A 20,025-nucleotide genomic window follows, 5' to 3' on the forward strand; every position below is an offset into this window, starting at 1 on the left:
TAAATATTATCATTTTTTCCAATTCAAAAATTTTATGGCTCTTTTGCTCAAATTTTTGACCTTAGATGCGTAGAAAAGTAGCGGGGTGAATAACCATATTTCAATCAGCAGGTTTATCAATCATGAGTAAAAAAGCGATCATTATCGGTTCAGGCATAGCAGGCTTGGCTGCGGCCGTTAGGCTTCGGGCAAAAGGCTTCGCAGTGGAAGTATTTGAATCCAATTCCTACCCGGGGGGAAAATTGTCAGAAATTGAAATAGGTGGTTACAGGTTTGATGCAGGGCCTTCTTTGTTTACTTTACCTGAACAAATAGAAGAGTTGTTTAGGATCTGTGGACGTGAGCCCAAAGATCATTTTGATTATATCAAATTACCTGTTACCTGCCATTATTTTTGGGAGGACGGAAAGTCGCTTAAAGCATATGCTGATATCAACTTGTTTGCTGAAGAAGTAGAGCTGAAGCTGGGCGAACCTGCTTCTCATATCAGAAGGGCACTCAAAAAATCTGATTACATATATAAGCACCTTTCGCCTTTATTCATGCACAGGTCTTTACATAAGTGGGGAACTTGGACCAATCCTCAAGCTTTACAATCCTACCTGAAGATGGGTAAACTGGGTATTTTCCAAACCATGAATGCGGCCAATGAGCAAAATTTTAACCATCCTAAATTGGTGCAGCTCTTTAATAGGTATGCGACCTATAATGGTTCTAACCCCTATCAAACCCCAGCTACACTTAATATTATTCCCCATCTCGAATTTAATATAGGTGCTTTTTTCCCTAATAAAGGGATGCATGATATCACCAATTCAATATTCAAATTGGCCAAAGACATTGGAGTTGAGTTTCACTTTGAAGCTAAAGTGAAAGAGGTCGTGGTGGAGAAAGGCAAAGCTTCCGGTGTATTGGTCAACAATGAAATCCACCCGGCAGATATCATAGTCAACAATATGGATATGGTCAATGCCTATAAAACGATTCTTCAAAAACAAAAGCAACCTAGGAAGTTATTGGAACAACCCAAGTCAAGTTCTGCGTTGATTTTTTATTGGGGAATCAAAAAGGAATTTCCGGAATTGGACCTGCACAATATTCTTTTTTCTAATGACTATAAAAAAGAATTCGACCATATTTTCAATCAAGGCAGTGTCTATGAAGATCCTACAGTCTATATCAATATCACTTCAGTTTGCAAAAGAGATGATGCTCCTGAAGGTTGTATGAATTGGTTTACCATGATCAATGTACCCAATAATAAAGGGCAAGATTGGGATAACTTGATTCAGATGGCTAGAAAAAATATAATCAAAAAGATCAATAGAACTCTAAATACGGATATTGAGCCTTTGATAGAAGTGGAAGAAATTTTGGAGCCAAGAACCATAGAGTCCAAAACTTCAAGTGCCCAAGGTGCCTTATATGGGAACAGTTCCAATAACAGGTATGCAGCTTTTCTCCGACATGCGAATTTTAGCTCAAATATCAAAAACCTGTATTTCTGTGGCGGTAGTGTGCACCCTGGTGGAGGAATTCCGCTCTGCCTGCTTTCTGCCAAAATTATGACCGAAATGATAGATTGATTACTGATTCATTAATTTTCTGGTTTCGAAAAAATATAAACCCCCATTGACCTTTGGCCATGAACAGCCACACTTTTCGGATGTTCCAGATATTGTAAACCATATTGTTCAACCATTTCTTGTTCAATTTGCTCCGTGAGAATAAATCTTTCAGAATCATCAGGAAGCAAATATACGCCTCCTCCTAGATGGGGTGCGTTTTTTAGAATTCCATCCCTATCGGTACAAGTTCGGATAAATAAATACCCACCGGGTTTCAATACACGCAGCATTTCACCAAGCATTTTGAAGAACTCCTCTTTATTCTTTGCAAAATGAAGAACTGCTGAACTGATGACAGCATCGAAAGCAGCCTCATGAAAGGGCATATCCTGGACTAATGTTCTCTGGAATCTATGCAGGTCATATTCCTTGTTAATGGTACTGGCATAGATTTTAGCCATTTGAACCGCAACAGGGTCTGCATCTACCCCAAAAATCTGATAACCTTGTTGTAGAAAGAAGATACAATTTCTACCCTCTCCGCATCCTGCATCAAGGATTTTCATTTCTTTGGTAAACCTTCCTTTGAGGATTTGGTCAAGCAGGTAAATATCAATATTTCCAAGTAGGTTATTGAGTTCTTTTATGTCCACTTTCAAGTTTTTTGATGGCTTTTTGCATTTTTTTCTTTCCAATTTCAATCAATTCTGCTGCCCGGTGAAATTCAAGAGTTCCAGCCTGTTCCCTGGAAATTTCCACAAGTAGGTCAATATCATACTGTCTGATGACCATTTCAGAGAGTTTGTCCTGAATCAAGTCAAAAGAAAAATTCAGCAATTCAACAGAACTCAATCCTTTTGGTTTTTCTTCTTTTTGCTCTGAATAAAAGTAATTGGAGAATTTCTTCTGATAATCTGCAAGCCAAAATGGGAGTTTAAGATTGCTTTCCTTTTTTTCTTTTGCTGAAGGAGGAACAAAAGCTGATTTTGGACCATTCAGGTCTACGACTACCAATAAATTTCCTCGCTCAGTAGGCTTGATCAGATTGAATGGGATTGGGTTGATGATTCCCCCGTCTATAAATTCATCTTCCCCGATTTTTGATGGAGTGAGTACAGTTGGGATGGAGCTGGAGGCTCGAATGGCATCAAATAGGCTACCTGAAGAAAATATTTTTTCCTCCCCGCTTGGGATTTGGACTGCATTGCAGGCAAAGGGGATTTTTAGTGTTTCAATTTCGCAATCTGCAACAATATGCTTCAGTGCGTTAAAGACTTTTTCCCCTTTTATAAATCCTTTTCTTGAAATCGTAAAATCCATTAATGAGAAAACATCAATTTTATCTAGGTTACAGATCCAGTTTTTGAAAGTATTCAATTGTCCTGTTGCATAAATGCCTCCTACGAGTGCGCCGCTGGAACAGCCTGCAATGGAAACAATCTCAAACCCTGCTTCCTCTAATGCCTCGATGGCACCGATATGCGCCATCCCTCTTGCGCCTCCGCTAGACAGCACCAATGAAACAGTTTTCTTAACCATAAATAAAATAGATTTTTAAATTCCGAAAATTGAATACAAATTTACTTTACGAAATTAGTTATTATGAGCCAATTTAAACCCTTTCATTTAGCTTTTCCTATCAGAGACATTGAGGAGACAAGGTCTTTCTATGGAGATCTTTTAGGTTGTGCGATCGGTAGGTCCACAGAAAAGTGGATAGACTTTAATTTTTTCGGGCATCAGCTTTCTGCCCATGTCAAACCCGAGGAACTTCATCAGGCAGAGTCCAATCAAGTTGATGGTAAGAATGTTCCTGTCAGACATTTTGGGGCAATTTTACCCTGGGACGAATGGCATGACCTTGCGGATAAACTGAAAGCACATAATATAGAATTCATCATTGAACCTTACATCAGATTCAAAGGTGAAGTAGGAGAACAAGCGACCATGTTTTTCTTAGATCCTTCTGGAAATGCTTTGGAATTTAAAGCATTTCAGGATGAGTCACAGATTTTTGCAAAGTAATTTTAAGTCAAAAAATAAACCGCTGCCGTTCGAGTCTTCATGAACAGTTTTTTCACTAGGAAGAATTGGTTTTGATGATAAAGTGCTTGGTAAATCTCCCAAATCGCTACGCTCTCAGGACTGTCGCATATGAAATAATTCAAATCGCATCAAATATAAAAAAACCTTTGGGGACTTAAAGACCCCAAAGGTTTGATATGACGGTTCATGTCTTCACGCAAGGTATTTCGACTACTAAAGTCAAATTGTCAACTCCTATCAAGTCGTGTACACCGAATTGAACATCACATAGTCTGTGGTCAAGTCAGTTCCCCACCCTATTCCAGTTTCTGCTCCTGTGTTCAACTCCAGGTACACCCTTATGTGGGAATCTCTGAGAAGTTTTTTTACGAAGTTCTTGTCAAAATCTACTGGTTGACCTTTTTCTAAAACAGGCACCAGCTTTTCCTTGTCTCCTACAAAAAGATTGACTTTGCTATAATTGAAATTCACGCCTGCATTTCCACAGGCAGCGATGATTCTTCCCCAATTTGGATCCCTACCAAACATAGCTGTTTTTACCAATGTAGAATCTGAAATTGCCCTTACCAATTTCCTGGCAACATCTCCCGAACGGGCTTTTGAAACTTTATATTCGATGAATTTGGAGGCTCCCTCTCCATCTGATACTATGAGTTTCGCTAGATGGGTAAGAATTTCCAGCAATTTCTCCCTGAAAATAATATAACCTGGATCGCTTTCTGTAGTAATTTTTTTGTTTTCTGCCATCCCGTTGGCCATAATAGCTACCATATCATTGGTAGAAGTGTCCCCATCTACTGTAATCATATTGAAAGTTCTGTCCACACAATAGCGAAGGGCTTGATCTAGCAGCTTTTCATCAATTGAGATGTCCGTGACAATGAAACTTAACATGGTTGCCATGTTGGGATGAATCATTCCCGAACCTTTTGCTATGCCTCCCATATTAATGGTCTTACCATCGTGTTTAAACTCTACAAAACCCTCTTTTGCAAAAGTATCCGTAGTCAATATCGCATTAGCGACAAAGGACCCTGCCTTTGTATTGTTGGAAAGTTTTGGGATATTTTGTTCCAACCCTTTGACCACGTCTTCCGTGGGAAAGGGTTCTCCTATGATTCCGGTAGATGCAACGATTACATCTTCTTCGGGTATGCCAAGCATTTTAGCCGTAGTCTTGACCATAGCTTCAGCACCTAGACGACCTTGCTCTCCTGTACAGGCATTGGCATTTCCTGCATTGCAGATAATTACCTGAGCTCTGTTGTTGATTTTGACGTTTCGTTCACTGATTTCTACAGGTTCGGCACGCACTTTATTTTGCGTAAAGACCGCTGCTGCCGCTGCTGGTACTTCAGAATAAATGATGGCTAGGTCCCGTCTCATTGACTTGACACCTGTATGGGCACCCCAACATTTGATGCCTCTTACACTAGCAATATTTTTTATCATACTCATGATATTATGGTCTTAATGGGATTTGGTTCAACCCTGATCGCTCTTCTAGACCAAGCATCAGGTTCATATTGTGTACAGCTTCCGACGCAGCACCTTTGAGTAAATTGTCAATGGCAGCAATGCTGATTATCCTTTCTGTTCTACTGTCCCAATAAGGGAAAACATCACAATAATGACTTCCTCTGACATCTTTTATACTAGGTCCAGTATTTCTCACCCTTACAAATGGTTTGTCTTTGTAAAAGTCGTTATAAATATCAAATAACTTTTTAGAATTCATTTCCTGATTGGGCCTTGCGTAGGCGGTTACCAAAATTCCCCTGTCAGCAGGGATCAAATGGGGAGTGAATTGTATCCTTACTTTTTTTCCGGAAAGAGAAGAAAGCTGTTCTTCAATTTCTACAGTATGCCTGTGTACCCCAATTCCATAAGCCTTGAAATTATCATTTACATTCGAAAAATGAGTAGTTTCACTTGCTTTGATTCCCGCTCCAGTCAATCCTGATTTAGCATCAATGATCAAAGAATCTGCTTCTACCAAATCAGCAGCAAATAGGGGAGCTACACTTAAAATCGAAGCTGTAGGATAACAACCTGGATTGGCGATCAAATTACTATTTTTGACTTCCTCGGCTTTTAGTTCCGGCAAACCATAAACTGCTTTTCCAAAACCTTCTTGAAAGCTATGATTTTTTTGATACCAAGATTCGTATACTTCTGGTGAACTTAATCTGAAATCACCGGACAAATCAATTATTTTAGATTTTTTATCTTTCCAGCGCTTTACAAATTCCATGGATACCCCGTGCGGGAGAGCAAGGAAGATGATATCCAATTCAGCATCGTCTACTACAGAAGCCTTTTCAAGCGTCTTATCCACAATATTCAAAAACTGTGGATGAAGTGCCGAAAAAGGCTTGCCAGCATGGCTTTCAGATGTAATATGTGCAATTTCCACGTTCGGGTGTCCTGAAAGTAGGCGGGTCAGTTCTGATCCCGTAAACCCAGAAGCACCTACTATGGCTACTTTATATGTTGAAGTTTTCATTTCTTTTCAATTTCAAGTTTTTTCATTTCTTCTTCGAGTACCTCTAAAAATTGCTCTAAATCTTCAATCGGAATATTCAAAGGTGGCACTAAGCGCAAGACGTTTACTGCTGTAGCATTGGCAATAAAGCCAGCTTTTAATAGCCTCTGTACCAATTCTGCTGCAGGAATATGTAATTCCACTCCAAGCATGAGACCTTCGCCCCGAACTTCTTTGATCAGTCCCGTTTGACTTTTTAATTCAGTTAATTTTGTTTTCAGCCAAGCCCCCTTTGTTTTGGCTGCGGCAATAAGCTTTTCTTCCACAATGACCGTCAGGGTAGCTAATGCGGCAGCTGTTGAAAGAGGATTGCCGCCAAATGTTGTCCCGTGATCTCCAAACTGAATAGCATTTGCTATTTTTTCATTGCAAAGAAAAGCACCTATAGGCATTCCGCCTCCAAGCCCTTTAGCCAGGGTCATGATATCCGGTTGAATACCAAAAATGTCTTTGGCAAACCACTCTCCTGTTCGGGCTATTCCTGATTGAATTTCATCAAAAATTAATACAATGTCGTGTTTCTCACAAAGATCCTTGACTGCTTTCAAATAAGCTGATTCTGCAGGTCTGATTCCTCCTTCGCCTTGTATGGGTTCTAATATTATGGCTGCAACTTCATCGGAGATTTCTTTTTTGATAGCCTCGATATTATTGAAAGGAACCTGCACAAAACCTCCCGGCATAGGACCAAAACCCTCTTGATATTTTGGCTGTCCGGTTGCGATGGTAGCCAGTGTTCTGCCGTGGAATGAGTTTTCCATTGAGATAATCTTACCACCACGTCCTTTACTATGCGCATACCTTCTTGCAATTTTGATGGCACCTTCTACTGATTCAGCACCACTATTTGTGAAAAACACCCTATCGAGCCCAGATATATTTACCAGTAATTCAGATAATGCTACTTGGGGAGGACTTACAAAAAAATTGGAAATATGCATCAGGTCCGCGGCCTGTTCCTGAATGGCTTTGACTACTTTGGGATGACAGTGCCCTACGTTGTTTACAGCAATTCCGGCAAGTAAGTCTATATACTCTTTATTTTCTATGTCCCAAAGCCTTGAACCAAGACCTTTGATGAAGGTCAATGGAATACGCTTGAATGTAGGGAGATAAAATTGCTGATCTTTGATATGTAAATCTTTATTTTCCATTTCTAATGTGTTAAGGTTGTTCCTGATTTAATCCCTTTATTGAAGAAATCCTCCAACTGTTGAGGTTTGGTGCCATTGAGTATCAATACATTTTTCACTCCGTGGCGCAGGGCTTTTTCACATGACTGAATTTTTGGAATCATGCCTCCTTGGATAATTTGTCCATAGAGAGATGGCAGTTCATTTAAACTTATGGAAGAAATGATTGAATCGGGGTTTGGATAGTCTTCATAGAGTCCATCAACATCTGTAAGAGAGATGTAAAAATCAGCTTGAATAGCTGCAGCCATGGCTCCTGCAAAATCATCAGCATTGACGTTCATGCTATTACCTTCCGAATCAGCCGCTACACATGCGATTAAGGGAACATATTCGCTCTGCATCAAGTGTTCAGTCAACCCCGGAGTGATATTGCTAATTTCACCAACTCGACCCAATTTAGCTATACTTATACTGCCATTTTCAGCCTGGATTTGTACTTCCTTTGGTGTGGTAACAACCATGTTTGCATCCAATCCCGATAGCCCTACAGCTTTTGCGCCGGCTTTATTAAATGCTACTACGAGATTAGCATTTACCTCTCCAATGAGGGTTTTTTGAATTTCGGACATGGCTTCAGGGCTTGTTTTCCGCTGACCCTGAATAAATTCTGACGTGATATCAGCGCTGCTAAGGGATTGATTTATGAATGGACCTCCTCCATGTACCACACAGACCTGATGGCCTTGGCTTTTTAATTTGTAGATGACTTCTGCAATCTTGTTTTGCAGGGAAGCATTAATCATTGCATTCCCACCGTATTTGATGAGAAGCTTTGAGGCTTGCATAGTATTTTTGGTTTTGTTGATGTTTTTGGAAATACTTTATCCTACTTTTTAGAATAAAATTTTGAAAAAATCATTTTTAATTTTGTTTTATACTTTAAAAACAAATATCATTCCATGGCGGGGAAATAATGTTGTTATTTTGGCTTTTCATTTAAATTCCTTCAAAAGGTCTAATTGAGTCTATGAATATGTCTAAAAATACTTTATTTGGCAGTATTGATTGTTAATTTGTCAGTGTCATTCTAACCTATAGTAAACCAAACTTCCTTTCCATGAATTATCTTTCGATTTTCACTAGCGCATATTTTCGGGGTTTTTTTGAAATGGGGAAAATTCAATTTAAAGAATTAAACAAAGAAAATATAGTAAAAAAAAATGTGTTTGGAGTGAAAAATACCGTGTACATGGTATTTTTTGATATTGAGTTTAACTGTAATTTTATATTGGGTGATTAAATGATTTTTAAGCTGTATTAAATTTTACGGAGACCAAGGGGGGAATTGTTTACTAACTGACTTTTTATCCCCCCTTCTTTTATTTTAGCTTTCTGAAACTTGAATTTGAACTGTATCCACCTTATTTTGTAAGGACAATTAAGTAAGCCCATGGAACTTTACGCAAAAGCCCTTTCTTTCGCAATCCCTTTTTTTCTTCTTCTTATAGTTATAGAGGAGGTTGCTGCCAGAAGAATGAAAAAGCAGGTCAATAGAGGAATGGACACTATTTCCAGCTTGAGTTCAGGGATGACAAATACCCTAAAAAATCTTATGGGGCTTTCCATCGCCATAATTTCTTATGCATGGCTCGTTGATAAGGTAGGGATATTTGAAATTAAAAGTACTTGGCTCGTATATGTTTTGGCTTTTATAGGGATTGATTTTGTTGGATATTGGAGCCATAGATTCGACCATAAAGTAAATGCCTTTTGGAACAGGCATATTGTGCATCACAGTTCAGAGGAGTTTAACCTGAGTTGTGCATTAAGACAGTCCATTTCAGCAATCATTGGTATTTATTTCTTTTTATATATTCCAATGGCATTTTTGGGAATTCCCGCTGAGGTTGTGGCGATCATTGCGCCTATTCATCTTTTTGCCCAGTTTTGGTACCATACCAGGTTGATTGGGAAAATGGGTTTTTTGGAGTATATACTCGTCACTCCCTCACACCATAGGGTACATCATGCAATCAACGATATTTATTTGGACAAGAACCTTTCCCAGATTTTCATCTTTTGGGATAAGCTTTTTGGGACCTTTCAGGAGGAATTGGAAGAGGAACCTCCTGTATACGGAGTAAAAAAACCTGTGAATACCTGGAATCCACTGATCATTAATTATGTGCATTTTTGGGCCTTGATTCAAGATGCTTGGAGGACTAAAAGTTGGAAGGACAAGTTGCGCATATGGTTTATGCCAACAGGTTGGAGACCGGCAGATGTAGCGGAAAAATATCCTTGGGCTTATTGGAAAAATGCATTTGATCAGGTGAAGTATGATTCTTCTCCTTCAAAATCTTTACAGATTTGGTCGTGGGTGCAAATGCTTGTGGCCTTTGGTATGGTATTCCACGTATTGATCAGCTTTGTTAATTTCCAATACCTGGAGGTGATGCTGTATTCCGTTTTTATGATGGTGTCAATATTTGCCTACACCAGCCTGATGGACAAGTCTAAAATAGCTATTCCTGCTGAATTGGTCAGATTGACCATGGGTATAGGTTTGTATTTGTGGAATGGAGGGTGGTTTGGACTTCAGGAACTGATCCCCGGTGCAGATTTATTCGTTTTGGGATTTTTGATGATTTCGGCTATTATGACTTTTAGATTTGTATACAAAGAGGCAGGACAAAAATCAGAAAGTATTGCCCAGCAGACGATTGCTGCAGGAAGATGAATCAGAACTAAAAGTAATTGTTTTTAATTAAAATACCCTTAGTTTTATTTCATAATCATGGTGTTTATGAGACAAGTCTTTTTATTGTTTTTTCCAATTTTTTGGATGGCATGCAGTAGCAATACTTCCAATCAATCTTTCAGCAATCACGACCTCCAAATTGAAATTGACACAGTGTACTTGGATTCCAAAGGAGAGAATATTTTTGTATTCAATAATCTCAGTGTTTCTGATTTTTCAGCTGACAAGAGCTTGTTATATAATTTCGATTCTAGAACGCCATCCATTGAAGTTTTGGACTTAGATAAGCTGGATTCAAGGAGAGGATTATATTGGAAAAAGAAGGTCCTGACGGAGTGGGGGAGATGGTGTATGATTTCAATCTTTTGGGAAATGACCTGTTTTTTGCAGGTAGTAGAGGGAGGAGGTTTGGAATTTTTAATTTATATGGAGAAAAACAAAAAGACATAGATTTAAATGAATTTGACGCCTTGTTTGACATTCCTGTTTCCATAAATAACAGTTTGGTTTTTGACCAAAGTCCAGTTTCCATTTTTGGTGATTTGACCCTTTGGAATCCAGATGGATCAAATGAAAGTAGGCTTGGAGTCTGGAAGGTGGAGGATCAAGTGCTGAATACTTATGATATTAATAATTGGTTTAAAATTTCAGATTTCAAGTCGGTAATTACCACACCGAATTATGATATGCCGGCCTATGCATACTGGTTTCATGTGGACACTTGGAAGTCCCAGGTTTTGGTTAGTGCTAATGTTAGATCTTCATTGGTACGTTATAGTAACGGAGAATTTGAAGTTGTTGAAATAGATCATCAAAAAATACCTAAAAAGATGAATGGTAAACTTTCAGATAGGTATAATAGCAGAGAAGAATTTGAGACAGATTTTAATAGACTACAGCAGGAAATTAACTACAGCCATCCTGTATGGGATGTGGAAAGCGAAGTTTTTTACAGATTTGCCTACAAAAAAAAGTCTGATGATAAAGAGTCATTACCAAATGCAGAGGTTTTTCTGATAATTATGGATAGAGATTTCAAAATTTTGCATGAAATTCAAATACCACAACTAAGCAAAAGCCCCAATTTTCATTTTGTCAAAGACGGCATGATCTGGATGTTTGAAAATGTGGAAGATGAGGTGAGTTTCATCAGGTTGCAGGTTTCTATTTGATCTTTGAGTTATATTTTGTGATTTATAACTCAAGATTCTCCGAGTCAACCAGCTCCACCCATCTTTTCATTTTTTTCTGGATTACTTTCCAATGATGTCTGTCTTCTTCGGTAATCAAGGAAATGGCATTGCCTTCCTGCCCTGCTCTTCCTGTTCGGCCAATACGGTGGATATAATCTTTTGGAGATCTGGGCAATTCGAAATTGACTACGTATGGTAAGGATTGTATATCAATGCCACGTGCTGCCAAATCAGTAGCAACGAGCACTCTCAGTGTACCTCCTTTAAATTGTTTCAATGATTCGGTTCTTGACCCCTGACTTTTATCTCCGTGAAAAGCCATTGCCTGAATCCCGTTTTTATTCAGTTTTGCTGTCAGGTTTTCAGCTGCTCGGATAGAAGATGTAAAAACCAATACCTGATGCCAATTGCCATCTTCAATCAAATGTCTCAAGAGAGGCCCTTTTCTCTCCTGAGATACCAAATAAGCTGTTTGTGAAATCAGGTCAGGAGTGATTTCTTCAGGTTTGATTTCTATTTTGAGCGGATTGTGAAGCAGTTTATTTACCAAAAGCTCAACAGAATCTTCCATAGTCGCAGAGAAGAGGATATTTTGCCTCTTCTTGGGTAAGCGTGATAATATCTCATCCACTTCCTCTTTGAATCCCAGATTCAACACTTTATCCGCTTCATCTAAGACCAAAGTACTGATCTCAGAAATTGAAATGGCATTCTTGGAGACCAGGTCTAACAAGCGTCCTGGGGTGGCCACCAATATGTCTGTTCCATTTAACTTCATCATCTGAGGATTGATGGAAACACCTCCAAAAACAGCTGCACTTTTTACTCTCCTTGGCAGATGTTGGCTGAAGATTTTGATCACATCGGCTACTTGGGCTGCCAACTCCCTCGTGGGAACAATCACTAAAACAGAGACACTTCGACTCGTATTGACTTCCTTTTTTTGGAGCCACTGCAAGATGGGTAGAATATAAGAGGCTGTTTTCCCGGAACCTGTTTGTGCAAGTCCCAATACATCCCTTTTTTGGAGAATTGCAGGAATGGCTTCCATTTGAATCGGGTAAGGATGCTCATAATTTGCTTTCTGGATGGCTTGGAGGATTTCGGGAGATAGTCCCAGATCAGAAAAGTTCATGGATAAATTGATTTTAAGACAAAGGTAGGGTAAATTTTTAAGATACTTTTTAAGTAAAAATAGAGTATTAACTTGAATCACTTTTATTTTCAAAATACATTGATTGTAAGAGAATCTGGAATTTGTCAATAAATACAAAGCTCTATCAATCAGAGGAATTTGTATTAAGGGATAGGAAATTATAAGATTATTCGCATTCCATGTTGCTTAGAAATAATAAAACTCTTACTTTTGTACCACAATATCAGTAAACGACTGAGCAAACTAAGAAAAAGTGGCTATAAGCCTTTAAAATATATCGCGGGATGGAGCAGTTGGTAGCTCGTCGGGCTCATAACCCGAAGGTCACAGGTTCGAGTCCTGTTCCCGCTACTACGAAGGATACTGGAAACGGTATCCTTTTTTTGTGCCAACAAATTTTTAAGCCCCATTTTTACAGTGTATGCACTTTACAGTCTGGCTATTGACAAGATTTACAATGGCTTGTAATTTTTTAGCTCACTTGAGCCAACAGGGTTAACTCTACCCAAAGCCTTAAGCGACATAAACAAAGTTTGAATCAGAGGTCAAGGAATATTTGAATTAAGGAATATCCAAGTATTTCTGTTCGATTATTATTATCTAAAATACAGGAAATTCAAACCAAACTTCATCTGACAAGCAGCTCTTGTGATCAATAGTCGATGTTCGTGAAGATATAGAAGATCTTTTGTCGCTGTGGCTATGCATACTTGGGTGATGGAAATGTATTTGTTAGCACTCATTTCTACTTGGAGTTCTTCCAGGTCGGCATCAAACATTTTTTCAATCACGGGAGTGTTCCATGTTTATTTGATAAAATTCAGGTAATATCTCCAAATGAGGTAGGTAAGATTTCGAAGGAAAATTACAGGGTTCCTTTGAAGGTGGATAAAGATTAGCCAATTAAGAATAAATCGGTCTTTATGCACATTTTTGACGGATTTAAGCCTATATAATCCTCCGTTGTTGTAGCGATAGAATGAGGTTGTTTCCGGTGTGGAAATGACATTACCTCGATTTTTAAGGTAGGCAAACAAAATCACATCCATCACAGGAGCCTTGTAGACAATTTTGTTTTTTATAAAATCAGTCACATCGTTTTTGAAAAACCAGGTTGAAATATGACCAAGATAGGCGGTGTTCCTTAGATTTTTAGGTGTATTGATAACAAAAGCTTTTACCAAAGCTGCTGCACTTTCCCCAGAGGATTTCTCCAAATAGGTATTGGTGACACAGAGGTTCGCTGCTGGATATTTTTGCATCAAATCAAACTGGAGCTGAAGTTTGTTTTCGTCTAACCAATAATCATCCCCATCACAATAGGCAAGATATTTACCTCTTGCACATTTGAAATTTTCCAAATGGTTGAATCTGCCAACCTTCACCCCATTGATATAGATCTTATCTTCTTCCTTTCTTAGAAACAGACGAATTTTATCAGGATATTTTTCGGCAAACTTCATGCATATTTCCCTAGTGCCATCCGTGCTTTCGTCTTCTCCTATGATTATTTCATAAGGAAAATTGGTTTTTTGGCATAGAATACTTTCCAGACAGGTTGAGATATAGTTTACATGTTGAAAGGTCGGCACCAGAACGGAAACCATAGGCTGTATTTTACAAATAGGTTTGTCTAGTCCAAGATATTCCATGCTATATTTCCCGTATAATCTTACATGGGTTTCCAAAAGCAATGCAATTGGAAGGGATGTCTTTGGTAACGACACTTCCAATGCCAATGATTGTATTTTCTCCTATAGAAATATTGTCTTTTACGACTGTTCCAGATCCTATAGTAGATCCTGATCCTATATTGACTTTACCGGAAAGGACAGCCCCTGGATTGATATCCGTAAAGTCGCCTATGGTATTGTGATGACCTATAGAGGCACCTCTTTTTACAAAAACCCCAAAGCCTATGGAAGTTTGAGAGCCAATAACTGTATTGGGTTCTATAAGTACTCCTTTTGCCAAAACAGATGAAGGAGCCACATAACTGGTAGGGTGAACCAATTGATGATATCTATCTCTATCAATCTGGAATTTGGTAAGAAAGTAATTAAAAATAGCTTTTTTATTGGAAGCGCCGGAAGCGCCAAAAAATACCTGACCTGAAATCTGAGAATAAGAATTTATAGGATGTGCCTCATAGGGAAATTGAAAAGTGGGGGTAAAGGGCTCAACATATTTTTCCTGATTGATGTAAAAATCCAGTTTAGAAATGCCATATAAGTCTTGAAACATATCAAAGAGGATAGCACTTGTATCTTTGGATATCCCTAGTAAAGAGGCAGACTTCATAATTTTCTGTTATAAAAACCTTTGTTACCAAAATCTTTCGGATGATAAAGCTCTTTTCCATGGATTTCAAGAAGCTGATGTATTCGTTTGACCAATTCTAGATTTGAACAATGTCTGCTTCTCTCTTGATCCCACCAGATATTGTCTTCTATACCCACACGCACTCCATATCCCAAGGCAATGGCTGCAGCATTTACCGATAGTTGATGCTTGCCTAATCCGGCCAAAGCGATGTAATGTTCCTGAGGAATTTCATTGATAGCCATTCCGATTTGGCTGAATTTTGGCTGTAAACCTGCAATATTGCCAAAAAGGATATTCCAATAAAATGGGCCTTTGACAAGTTCTTTTTTGATTAGGTAATGGCCAAAATTGATCATGCCCATATCAAAGCATTCCAGCTCGGGAACAACGCCATAATTTTGCATTTTTTCCGCTAATTTTTTGACCATTTCCGGGGCGTTCATAGAAGCCTGATTGGCAAAATTCAAAGAAGAAAGTGTCAGTGAACACATGTCCGGTTGAAGTTCGATGACTTCGGATCGTTTTTCAAATTCTGGGAAATTGCGGCCTGAACTGCTTCCACAGATGATTAAGTCCGGACAATGCTTACGCACTCCCTCAAAAATCTCTTGGTAAACACTCTTACGGTATGTGGGAACCCCGTCATCATTTCTGGCATGTAAATGGGCGATTGTGATTCCAACCTCATAAGCCTCATGAGTCTGTTCAATGATTTCTTGGGCAGAAACCGGGACATTTGGTGTGGTATCTTTGGTAGGGACCATGCCTGTAGGGCAAAAATTAATAATAATTTTTGAATTCATTTTTCTAATGAAAAGGTGTGGCTTTATTTTTACAAGAATGCTAATATAGTAGCCTATATGATAAATCTGAAAAATATGAAGTTGGATTGAAGATGTATTTCCAATTATTTTCCTTATTCTTTATTTTGTTTTATTTGAAGTTCAAATAATTAAAAATAATAAAGGTGTTTCAATTACAGTGAGGCTGAAGAATTTAATATTTACCTGTTTCCTAGCTGGTAAATTACCTGAATATTGGCTAACGTACTTTATTTAGGGGTTGGAAATTTTGAAGCGGATATAAATAAAGTATGTCAAAGGATTTAATTGTAAATCACAATCGGGAAATTGAGTAAATCAATTTGTTTTTGATTAAGAGATGCCATAAAAATGCATTCTTAAGTTCCCTTATTTGATAATTGAATGCAAGATATTCTCCGCCTTCTCCCTCACCAACTCCTTCAGTCTTTCCGGTGCATCCACTCTCACCTCATCACCATGTGAGAGTATTTCGGCTATTAGTTCATAGGCGATTTTGACTCGGAGTCGTATAGTGAGAACCTGACCATCGTCCAGCAGGATTTCTTGGCTAGGGTGGAGGGGAAGGGATTTGATATAGCGGCCTTTGAACTCGGTGAAGGTTAGGATCACTTCTTCTACCGGACTTTCTTCACTATTGATGATGCCAAACACATCGCGGAAATATGCTCTGAAATCAATGGTCTTGGAAGGAGTAAAGGTTTCATTCAATACTTGCAATTCTTTAATTCTATCTAAGCCGAATACTTTGAACTTGTCCTTTTCATCCAAGGTCAAAACATACCAACGCTGTTTGAATTCCTTTAAGGCCAAAGGTTTTAAGATCCTTTGTTCCGATTCCCACAGCCAATATTTTTCGTATTGTATCTGGATCTTCTTCTGAACTTTTATAGCATGAATGATAGGGGATAGGTATTCTGTCCCTATGGCTTTGCGTTCTTCAAACAATAGGTAGGGGGGAGTCTTTCCTCGTGGCCCGAAAACCTGCAGCATATCAAAAGCCTCCAGTAATTTTTCATGCTGTTCACTGCTGGACTCAGGGTCTATCGCATAGAGAGCGGTCTTGAAATCGAAGGATATCTGTATTCCGAAAAGAGAGGCAATATCAACCAAATCCCTATGAAAAGTTCTTTTGGATATTCGGAGCTTACGATCCAACTCTTCCTCTTTCCTTGTCAGAAGATCATCCAAAGTCTCCCAGTCAAAGGGTTTTCGTTTTGCCAGTTTGATGATTTCAGTCTGTCGGATCAGTGATTCTAGTTTACTCATGCTTTAAAGATAAGTTTATACTTAGACAAGATATGTCTGAGGCTATTTTTTTACAGAAGACATTATTTGGCTGAGGCTGATTTGACCTTTGAGGAGAGCAAACGTCAAAAGGCCTAAGAATATTGACTTAATATTTTAACCAAAATCAAATCAAAAAAATGACAAAAGTTAACCAAGAATCTATCAAAATTGATCTGAAAGGTAATTCGGATAAGGTTAGACTATCTGAAATATATAAGGACTATACGATAAATCCTATTATAGTTTACCTCTCCCATTTTGGATATATCCCCCATGCGATAACCGATCATGGAATGAATTGCTATAGGGCAAATGATTGGATTTTAAAAAATCTCTCGGATAAATTTCAAGAACATTACTTATTTAAATACAATCAAAGAGGGAAAAGCAAATTACTCATTGGGAATGGATTTTATTTTTTAGAGCAGGATATTATGATCAATTTGGATCATACAGAATCCAAAAGTTGGATTTACTATAAACATGCTGATGTAGCATTAGTAGAAGGTTATAGAAAGCAATTGTTGAGGTTTAAAAAAAAGAATACCTGGAAACCGAAAATTTCCATCCTAATGAAAAATGAAGATGGCTTTTATCTAAAACAGATGCCTGTCCAAAAACCCCGTCTTAATATTGAGGACAACTATAACAATGACTTTTTAGAAGTGCACCAACAGATCAAGGAAAGGCTGAGCAGAAAAAATGACAAGGGTATTCTATTGTTGCACGGAAAACCTGGGACCGGTAAAACGACTTATTTAAGGTACCTCATAGGCAGTGTCAGAAAAAGAATTATATTTTTTCCACCCAATCTGGCTTCATATATTGTGGACCCGGGTTTTATTGAATTGTTGATTTCGCACCCCAATTCTATTTTGGTGATTGAAGATGCAGAAAGTATTATTGCCAGTAGGGATTCCGTCAATCGCCCTTCTGTTTCAGCTTTATTGAATATATCAGACGGTTTGCTTTCGGATTTTCTCAATATTCAATTGGTGTGTTCATTCAATATCGACATTTCCAATGTGGATATGGCCTTAACAAGAAAAGGGAGGTTGATCGCCAAGTATGAATTCAAAGAGATGGAAATAGAAAAAGCCAAGGCGCTTTCAAAGAAGTTGGGAATGAACGGAGACATTGATGGGCCTATGACTTTGACAGAAATTTATAATCAAAAAGAAGAAAATTATACTCAGACACTTATGAAAAAAGCTATTGGATTTTGAGCGTATTGGAATGGAGTATAATTTAGTTATGTATTCTTTCAATTAAGTTTAATGATTCTGTAGTGCTCCTGACGTTGATATTACTTTAATTCTGGTCAAAAAAATGAACATAAATTTCAGGTAAGCCATATTTTGGCCGAGGGTGTAAAGATCTTCGCAAGATGAATACAAGAGAATTTCTAAAAGTATTGCCGGCCATTGTGTTTAGTCCTTTTCTTTTTAAAGAATTTCTGGCGAAAAAAAACCATCTTATTGTTTTGGGATCTGCAGCAACCAGGATAATAGCAAATCAGGGTTCTGATCTTAAAGTGGATTCTATAACATTTATCAATGACTCAGAACCGGAGAATCTAGCAATTCCCTATAAATTCATTTCTTACTGCCCACCTGAATCTGCATATATGCTTTTAGGAGGCAGGAAATTTCTTAAAAATGAGCCATTTCCAGAAATAATGCTCTCAGAAGCATTCATAAAGCACTTGAATAAACTAAAGGGGAAGCTGATTGTATTTGCTGCGCTGGGTAGCTATACAGGAACAACACATTTCCAGGCCATGTCAAAGTATGTGATTAAGAAAGGTATGGAAGCCAAATTCGTCTTTTCATTGCCTTTTGAATTCGAAGGGAGTAAAAGGATGAAGGATGCCAAACTGTGTTCTGATTTTTCGGGAAATTTATGTGATCTTCAAATCTTTCCACATGAGCGAATCCGGAAATTATATGGAAATCTCTGTATTAGATCTGCTTATGCGAAAGCTGATATAGAGATGATGCGGATGATATCAAAGATATTGGAGTTAGATAAAGTATACTTAAATAAATATCACATCTAAATATACCCTTTTCAAAAATGGCAATCTTATTATTTAAATGCGATTCAATCAATTATCTACAAACCTATAAAAATGATTACTGGCCTCAAGAATGAAAATCAGGTAGACAAATTCCAACATCACGGATTTAAAGGAAAGCATTGAAAACAGCTTAAAAATTATAAAGTATTGCACCTACGTTGTTTCCTAAAAATTATTGATTTGTAATTAACCGAATTAGCCCTGTTCCCGCTACTACGAAGGATACTGGAAATGGTATCCTTTTTTTTGTCTTCTACTTATCCATTAAAGCTTTTAAAAAAAATGATTCCTATTTTCCTGTATTTTCACCTTTTTTATTCCAATACCTTAATCCTACATACCAAACCAACATTAGGATTGTCATGAAATATTTGTCACTGGCGTCCATGAATGAATAATCTTCTGATTTAAAGAAAGTCAGTATTTCCAAACAAATAAGAACTATTCCACACCCTAGGAATATGTAAGAAAGGACATTTAGAAAAGGTCTTGCGGAGTTATATTCTGAATTTTTCATTTATTTTACTGATTATTATTTTAAGCTTAATTCAAAATCTTTACCTCTTAAGTTTACAGCGACCCATTTTAAGATTAGGAATAAGATCAACCCATTGAGGCCAAATAAAAGGGCATTTTCAACTAAGAAATCGAATTTTTCAAGAAGGTCTAATTTTGATTGGACTTTCAAGAAGTCATAGAGACCTGCAAATAGCCTCAAAAGCCCACCAAAGAGCAAAAGATATGCAATCAGATAAAGCCCTTTTAGGTTTCCGAACGTAAATTGAATTTTCATTTTTCATCTTGTTTAGTTTGTTTGACAAAGGTATTGGCACAAACTAATCTGAAAATTGACCTATGTTAAGTTAATGCTTAACTTGAAACCTTACTGAACTTCAGACCTTTATGGAGAGAGTACTTACAGATGAAGAATACAGGCATCATCTTAATGAAGCCAGGAAGCTGCTATATGACTATTTGCCATTAACAAAGGAACAGTGGGAAGTTTTTAAACAAGGTTTTAAAATAAGAAAATACAACAAAGGGGATTTTATTTTGAATGAAGGAGAAACTGAACGGTTTCTATCAATTGTGATTTTAGGCTGT

At 37.8% G+C, this 20,025-nt stretch carries 21 protein-coding genes and 1 tRNA gene; 8 read left to right on the plus strand and 14 right to left on the minus strand.

Features of this window, described 5'->3' with window-relative positions; all coding sequences use genetic code 11:
* The first annotated feature begins 122 nt into the window (after positions 1-122).
* Positions 123-1,586: a 1-hydroxycarotenoid 3,4-desaturase CrtD gene (crtD, locus tag EA341_RS01965; RefSeq protein WP_293011001.1), complete on the plus strand. Its 1,464-nt coding sequence runs from the start codon at positions 123-125 to the stop codon at positions 1,584-1,586.
* Between the two features lie 11 nt (positions 1,587-1,597).
* Here the strand turns inward: crtD and EA341_RS01970 are convergent, their stop codons facing one another.
* The gene (locus tag EA341_RS01970; RefSeq protein WP_293011002.1) at positions 1,598-2,221 is read right to left on the minus strand and encodes a bifunctional 2-polyprenyl-6-hydroxyphenol methylase/3-demethylubiquinol 3-O-methyltransferase UbiG; all 624 of its coding nucleotides are present in this window, start codon (positions 2,219-2,221) and stop codon (positions 1,598-1,600) included.
* Positions 2,199-3,107, minus strand: coding sequence for a patatin-like phospholipase family protein (locus EA341_RS01975; protein ID WP_293011003.1), 909 nt, complete (start codon positions 3,105-3,107; stop codon positions 2,199-2,201). The genes EA341_RS01970 and EA341_RS01975 overlap by 23 nt, the downstream gene beginning before the upstream one ends.
* A 63-nt stretch (positions 3,108-3,170) precedes the next feature.
* On the opposite strand from EA341_RS01975, the gene EA341_RS01980 reads away from it, so the two are divergent.
* Entirely contained in the window at positions 3,171-3,593 is a 423-nt protein-coding gene (locus EA341_RS01980; RefSeq protein ID WP_293011004.1) for a VOC family protein, read from the plus strand.
* A 258-nt stretch (positions 3,594-3,851) separates the two neighbouring features.
* Here the strand turns inward: EA341_RS01980 and argJ are convergent, their stop codons facing one another.
* The 4 genes from argJ to argB are packed head-to-tail and all read right to left on the minus strand — an operon-like array spanning position 3,852 to position 8,140.
* Positions 3,852-5,066: a bifunctional glutamate N-acetyltransferase/amino-acid acetyltransferase ArgJ gene (gene argJ, locus EA341_RS01985; RefSeq protein WP_293011020.1), complete on the minus strand. Its 1,215-nt coding sequence runs from the start codon at positions 5,064-5,066 to the stop codon at positions 3,852-3,854.
* Between the two features lie 10 nt (positions 5,067-5,076).
* On the minus strand, positions 5,077-6,120 hold the full coding sequence (gene argC, locus EA341_RS01990) for an N-acetyl-gamma-glutamyl-phosphate reductase (RefSeq protein ID WP_293011005.1): 1,044 nt from the start codon (positions 6,118-6,120) through the stop codon (positions 5,077-5,079).
* Positions 6,117-7,313 (minus strand): aspartate aminotransferase family protein, encoded by a 1,197-nt coding sequence (locus EA341_RS01995; protein WP_293011006.1) that lies wholly within the window; start codon positions 7,311-7,313, stop codon positions 6,117-6,119. The genes argC and EA341_RS01995 overlap by 4 nt, the downstream gene beginning before the upstream one ends.
* Before the next feature lie 2 nt (positions 7,314-7,315).
* Positions 7,316-8,140: an acetylglutamate kinase gene (argB, locus tag EA341_RS02000; RefSeq protein ID WP_293011007.1), complete on the minus strand. Its 825-nt coding sequence runs from the start codon at positions 8,138-8,140 to the stop codon at positions 7,316-7,318.
* A 605-nt stretch (positions 8,141-8,745) separates the two neighbouring features.
* Here argB and EA341_RS02005 point away from each other — a divergent pair.
* Both EA341_RS02005 and EA341_RS02010 read left to right on the plus strand, forming a co-directional pair.
* Positions 8,746-10,035: a sterol desaturase family protein gene (locus tag EA341_RS02005; protein WP_293011008.1), complete on the plus strand. Its 1,290-nt coding sequence runs from the start codon at positions 8,746-8,748 to the stop codon at positions 10,033-10,035.
* 326 nt (positions 10,036-10,361) lie between these two features.
* Positions 10,362-11,228 (plus strand): DUF4221 family protein, encoded by an 867-nt coding sequence (locus EA341_RS02010; RefSeq protein ID WP_293011021.1) that lies wholly within the window; start codon positions 10,362-10,364, stop codon positions 11,226-11,228.
* Positions 11,229-11,250: 22 nt separating this feature from the next.
* Here the strand turns inward: EA341_RS02010 and EA341_RS02015 are convergent, their stop codons facing one another.
* Complete coding sequence (locus EA341_RS02015) at positions 11,251-12,384, minus strand: DEAD/DEAH box helicase (protein ID WP_293011009.1); 1,134 nt, start codon at positions 12,382-12,384, stop codon at positions 11,251-11,253.
* A 299-nt stretch (positions 12,385-12,683) separates the two neighbouring features.
* Here EA341_RS02015 and EA341_RS02020 point away from each other — a divergent pair.
* Positions 12,684-12,756, plus strand: a tRNA-Met gene (locus tag EA341_RS02020).
* A gap of 245 nt (positions 12,757-13,001) precedes the next feature.
* On the opposite strand, the gene EA341_RS02025 is transcribed toward EA341_RS02020, so the two are convergent.
* The 5 genes from EA341_RS02025 to EA341_RS02045 all read right to left on the minus strand — a co-directional run bounded on the left by EA341_RS02025 (position 13,002) and on the right by EA341_RS02045 (position 16,820).
* Positions 13,002-13,196, minus strand: a complete 195-nt coding sequence (locus EA341_RS02025) for a hypothetical protein (RefSeq protein WP_293011010.1) — start codon at positions 13,194-13,196, stop codon at positions 13,002-13,004.
* A 15-nt stretch (positions 13,197-13,211) separates the two neighbouring features.
* Positions 13,212-14,057, minus strand: a complete 846-nt coding sequence (locus EA341_RS02030) for a glycosyltransferase (RefSeq protein WP_293011011.1) — start codon at positions 14,055-14,057, stop codon at positions 13,212-13,214.
* A 1-nt stretch (position 14,058) separates the two neighbouring features.
* Positions 14,059-14,706, minus strand: coding sequence for an acetyltransferase (locus EA341_RS02035; protein WP_293011012.1), 648 nt, complete (start codon positions 14,704-14,706; stop codon positions 14,059-14,061).
* The gene (locus EA341_RS02040) at positions 14,703-15,533 is read right to left on the minus strand and encodes a 3-keto-5-aminohexanoate cleavage protein (RefSeq protein ID WP_293011013.1); all 831 of its coding nucleotides are present in this window, start codon (positions 15,531-15,533) and stop codon (positions 14,703-14,705) included. Before EA341_RS02040 ends, EA341_RS02035 begins: the two co-directional genes overlap by 4 nt.
* 387 nt (positions 15,534-15,920) lie before the next feature.
* Positions 15,921-16,820: a WYL domain-containing protein gene (locus EA341_RS02045; protein WP_293011014.1), complete on the minus strand. Its 900-nt coding sequence runs from the start codon at positions 16,818-16,820 to the stop codon at positions 15,921-15,923.
* 158 nt (positions 16,821-16,978) lie between these two features.
* On the opposite strand from EA341_RS02045, the gene EA341_RS02050 reads away from it, so the two are divergent.
* Complete coding sequence (locus tag EA341_RS02050) at positions 16,979-18,067, plus strand: AAA family ATPase (RefSeq protein ID WP_293011015.1); 1,089 nt, start codon at positions 16,979-16,981, stop codon at positions 18,065-18,067.
* Positions 18,068-18,228: 161 nt separating this feature from the next.
* Positions 18,229-18,900, plus strand: coding sequence for a hypothetical protein (locus EA341_RS02055; RefSeq protein ID WP_293011016.1), 672 nt, complete (start codon positions 18,229-18,231; stop codon positions 18,898-18,900).
* A gap of 310 nt (positions 18,901-19,210) precedes the next feature.
* Here the strand turns inward: EA341_RS02055 and EA341_RS02060 are convergent, their stop codons facing one another.
* The gene (locus EA341_RS02060) at positions 19,211-19,438 is read right to left on the minus strand and encodes a hypothetical protein (RefSeq protein ID WP_293011017.1); all 228 of its coding nucleotides are present in this window, start codon (positions 19,436-19,438) and stop codon (positions 19,211-19,213) included.
* Positions 19,439-19,453: 15 nt separating this feature from the next.
* Complete coding sequence (locus tag EA341_RS02065; protein ID WP_293011018.1) at positions 19,454-19,714, minus strand: hypothetical protein; 261 nt, start codon at positions 19,712-19,714, stop codon at positions 19,454-19,456.
* A gap of 110 nt (positions 19,715-19,824) precedes the next feature.
* On the opposite strand from EA341_RS02065, the gene EA341_RS02070 reads away from it, so the two are divergent.
* On the plus strand, positions 19,825-20,025 hold a 201-nt coding region (locus EA341_RS02070; RefSeq protein WP_293011019.1), incomplete at its 3' end, for a hypothetical protein.

Origin of the sequence: Mongoliibacter sp. (genome assembly GCF_007692705.1) — a bacterium.
Lineage (GTDB): Bacteria > Bacteroidota > Bacteroidia > Cytophagales > Cyclobacteriaceae > Mongoliibacter.

What these genes read in the sequence shown, in the direction of transcription:
- EA341_RS02035 (WP_293011012.1), bottom strand. Translation starts at nt 14,706, where the DNA reads ATGAAGTCTGCCTCTTTACTAGGGATATCCAAAGATACAAGTGCTATC.
- crtD (WP_293011001.1), top strand. Translation starts at nt 123, where the DNA reads ATGAGTAAAAAAGCGATCATTATCGGTTCAGGCATAGCAGGCTTGGCT.
- EA341_RS02040 (WP_293011013.1), bottom strand. Translation starts at nt 15,533, where the DNA reads ATGAATTCAAAAATTATTATTAATTTTTGCCCTACAGGCATGGTCCCT.
- argB (WP_293011007.1), bottom strand. Translation starts at nt 8,140, where the DNA reads ATGCAAGCCTCAAAGCTTCTCATCAAATACGGTGGGAATGCAATGATT.
- EA341_RS01975 (WP_293011003.1), bottom strand. Translation starts at nt 3,107, where the DNA reads ATGGTTAAGAAAACTGTTTCATTGGTGCTGTCTAGCGGAGGCGCAAGA.
- EA341_RS02055 (WP_293011016.1), top strand. Translation starts at nt 18,229, where the DNA reads ATGAATACAAGAGAATTTCTAAAAGTATTGCCGGCCATTGTGTTTAGT.
- EA341_RS01995 (WP_293011006.1), bottom strand. Translation starts at nt 7,313, where the DNA reads ATGGAAAATAAAGATTTACATATCAAAGATCAGCAATTTTATCTCCCT.
- EA341_RS02065 (WP_293011018.1), bottom strand. Translation starts at nt 19,714, where the DNA reads ATGAAAATTCAATTTACGTTCGGAAACCTAAAAGGGCTTTATCTGATT.
- EA341_RS02050 (WP_293011015.1), top strand. Translation starts at nt 16,979, where the DNA reads ATGACAAAAGTTAACCAAGAATCTATCAAAATTGATCTGAAAGGTAAT.
- EA341_RS02030 (WP_293011011.1), bottom strand. Translation starts at nt 14,057, where the DNA reads ATGGAATATCTTGGACTAGACAAACCTATTTGTAAAATACAGCCTATG.
- EA341_RS02060 (WP_293011017.1), bottom strand. Translation starts at nt 19,438, where the DNA reads ATGAAAAATTCAGAATATAACTCCGCAAGACCTTTTCTAAATGTCCTT.
- EA341_RS01980 (WP_293011004.1), top strand. Translation starts at nt 3,171, where the DNA reads ATGAGCCAATTTAAACCCTTTCATTTAGCTTTTCCTATCAGAGACATT.
- EA341_RS02015 (WP_293011009.1), bottom strand. Translation starts at nt 12,384, where the DNA reads ATGAACTTTTCTGATCTGGGACTATCTCCCGAAATCCTCCAAGCCATC.
- argJ (WP_293011020.1), bottom strand. Translation starts at nt 5,066, where the DNA reads ATGATAAAAAATATTGCTAGTGTAAGAGGCATCAAATGTTGGGGTGCC.
- EA341_RS02005 (WP_293011008.1), top strand. Translation starts at nt 8,746, where the DNA reads ATGGAACTTTACGCAAAAGCCCTTTCTTTCGCAATCCCTTTTTTTCTT.
- argC (WP_293011005.1), bottom strand. Translation starts at nt 6,120, where the DNA reads ATGAAAACTTCAACATATAAAGTAGCCATAGTAGGTGCTTCTGGGTTT.
- EA341_RS02045 (WP_293011014.1), bottom strand. Translation starts at nt 16,820, where the DNA reads ATGAGTAAACTAGAATCACTGATCCGACAGACTGAAATCATCAAACTG.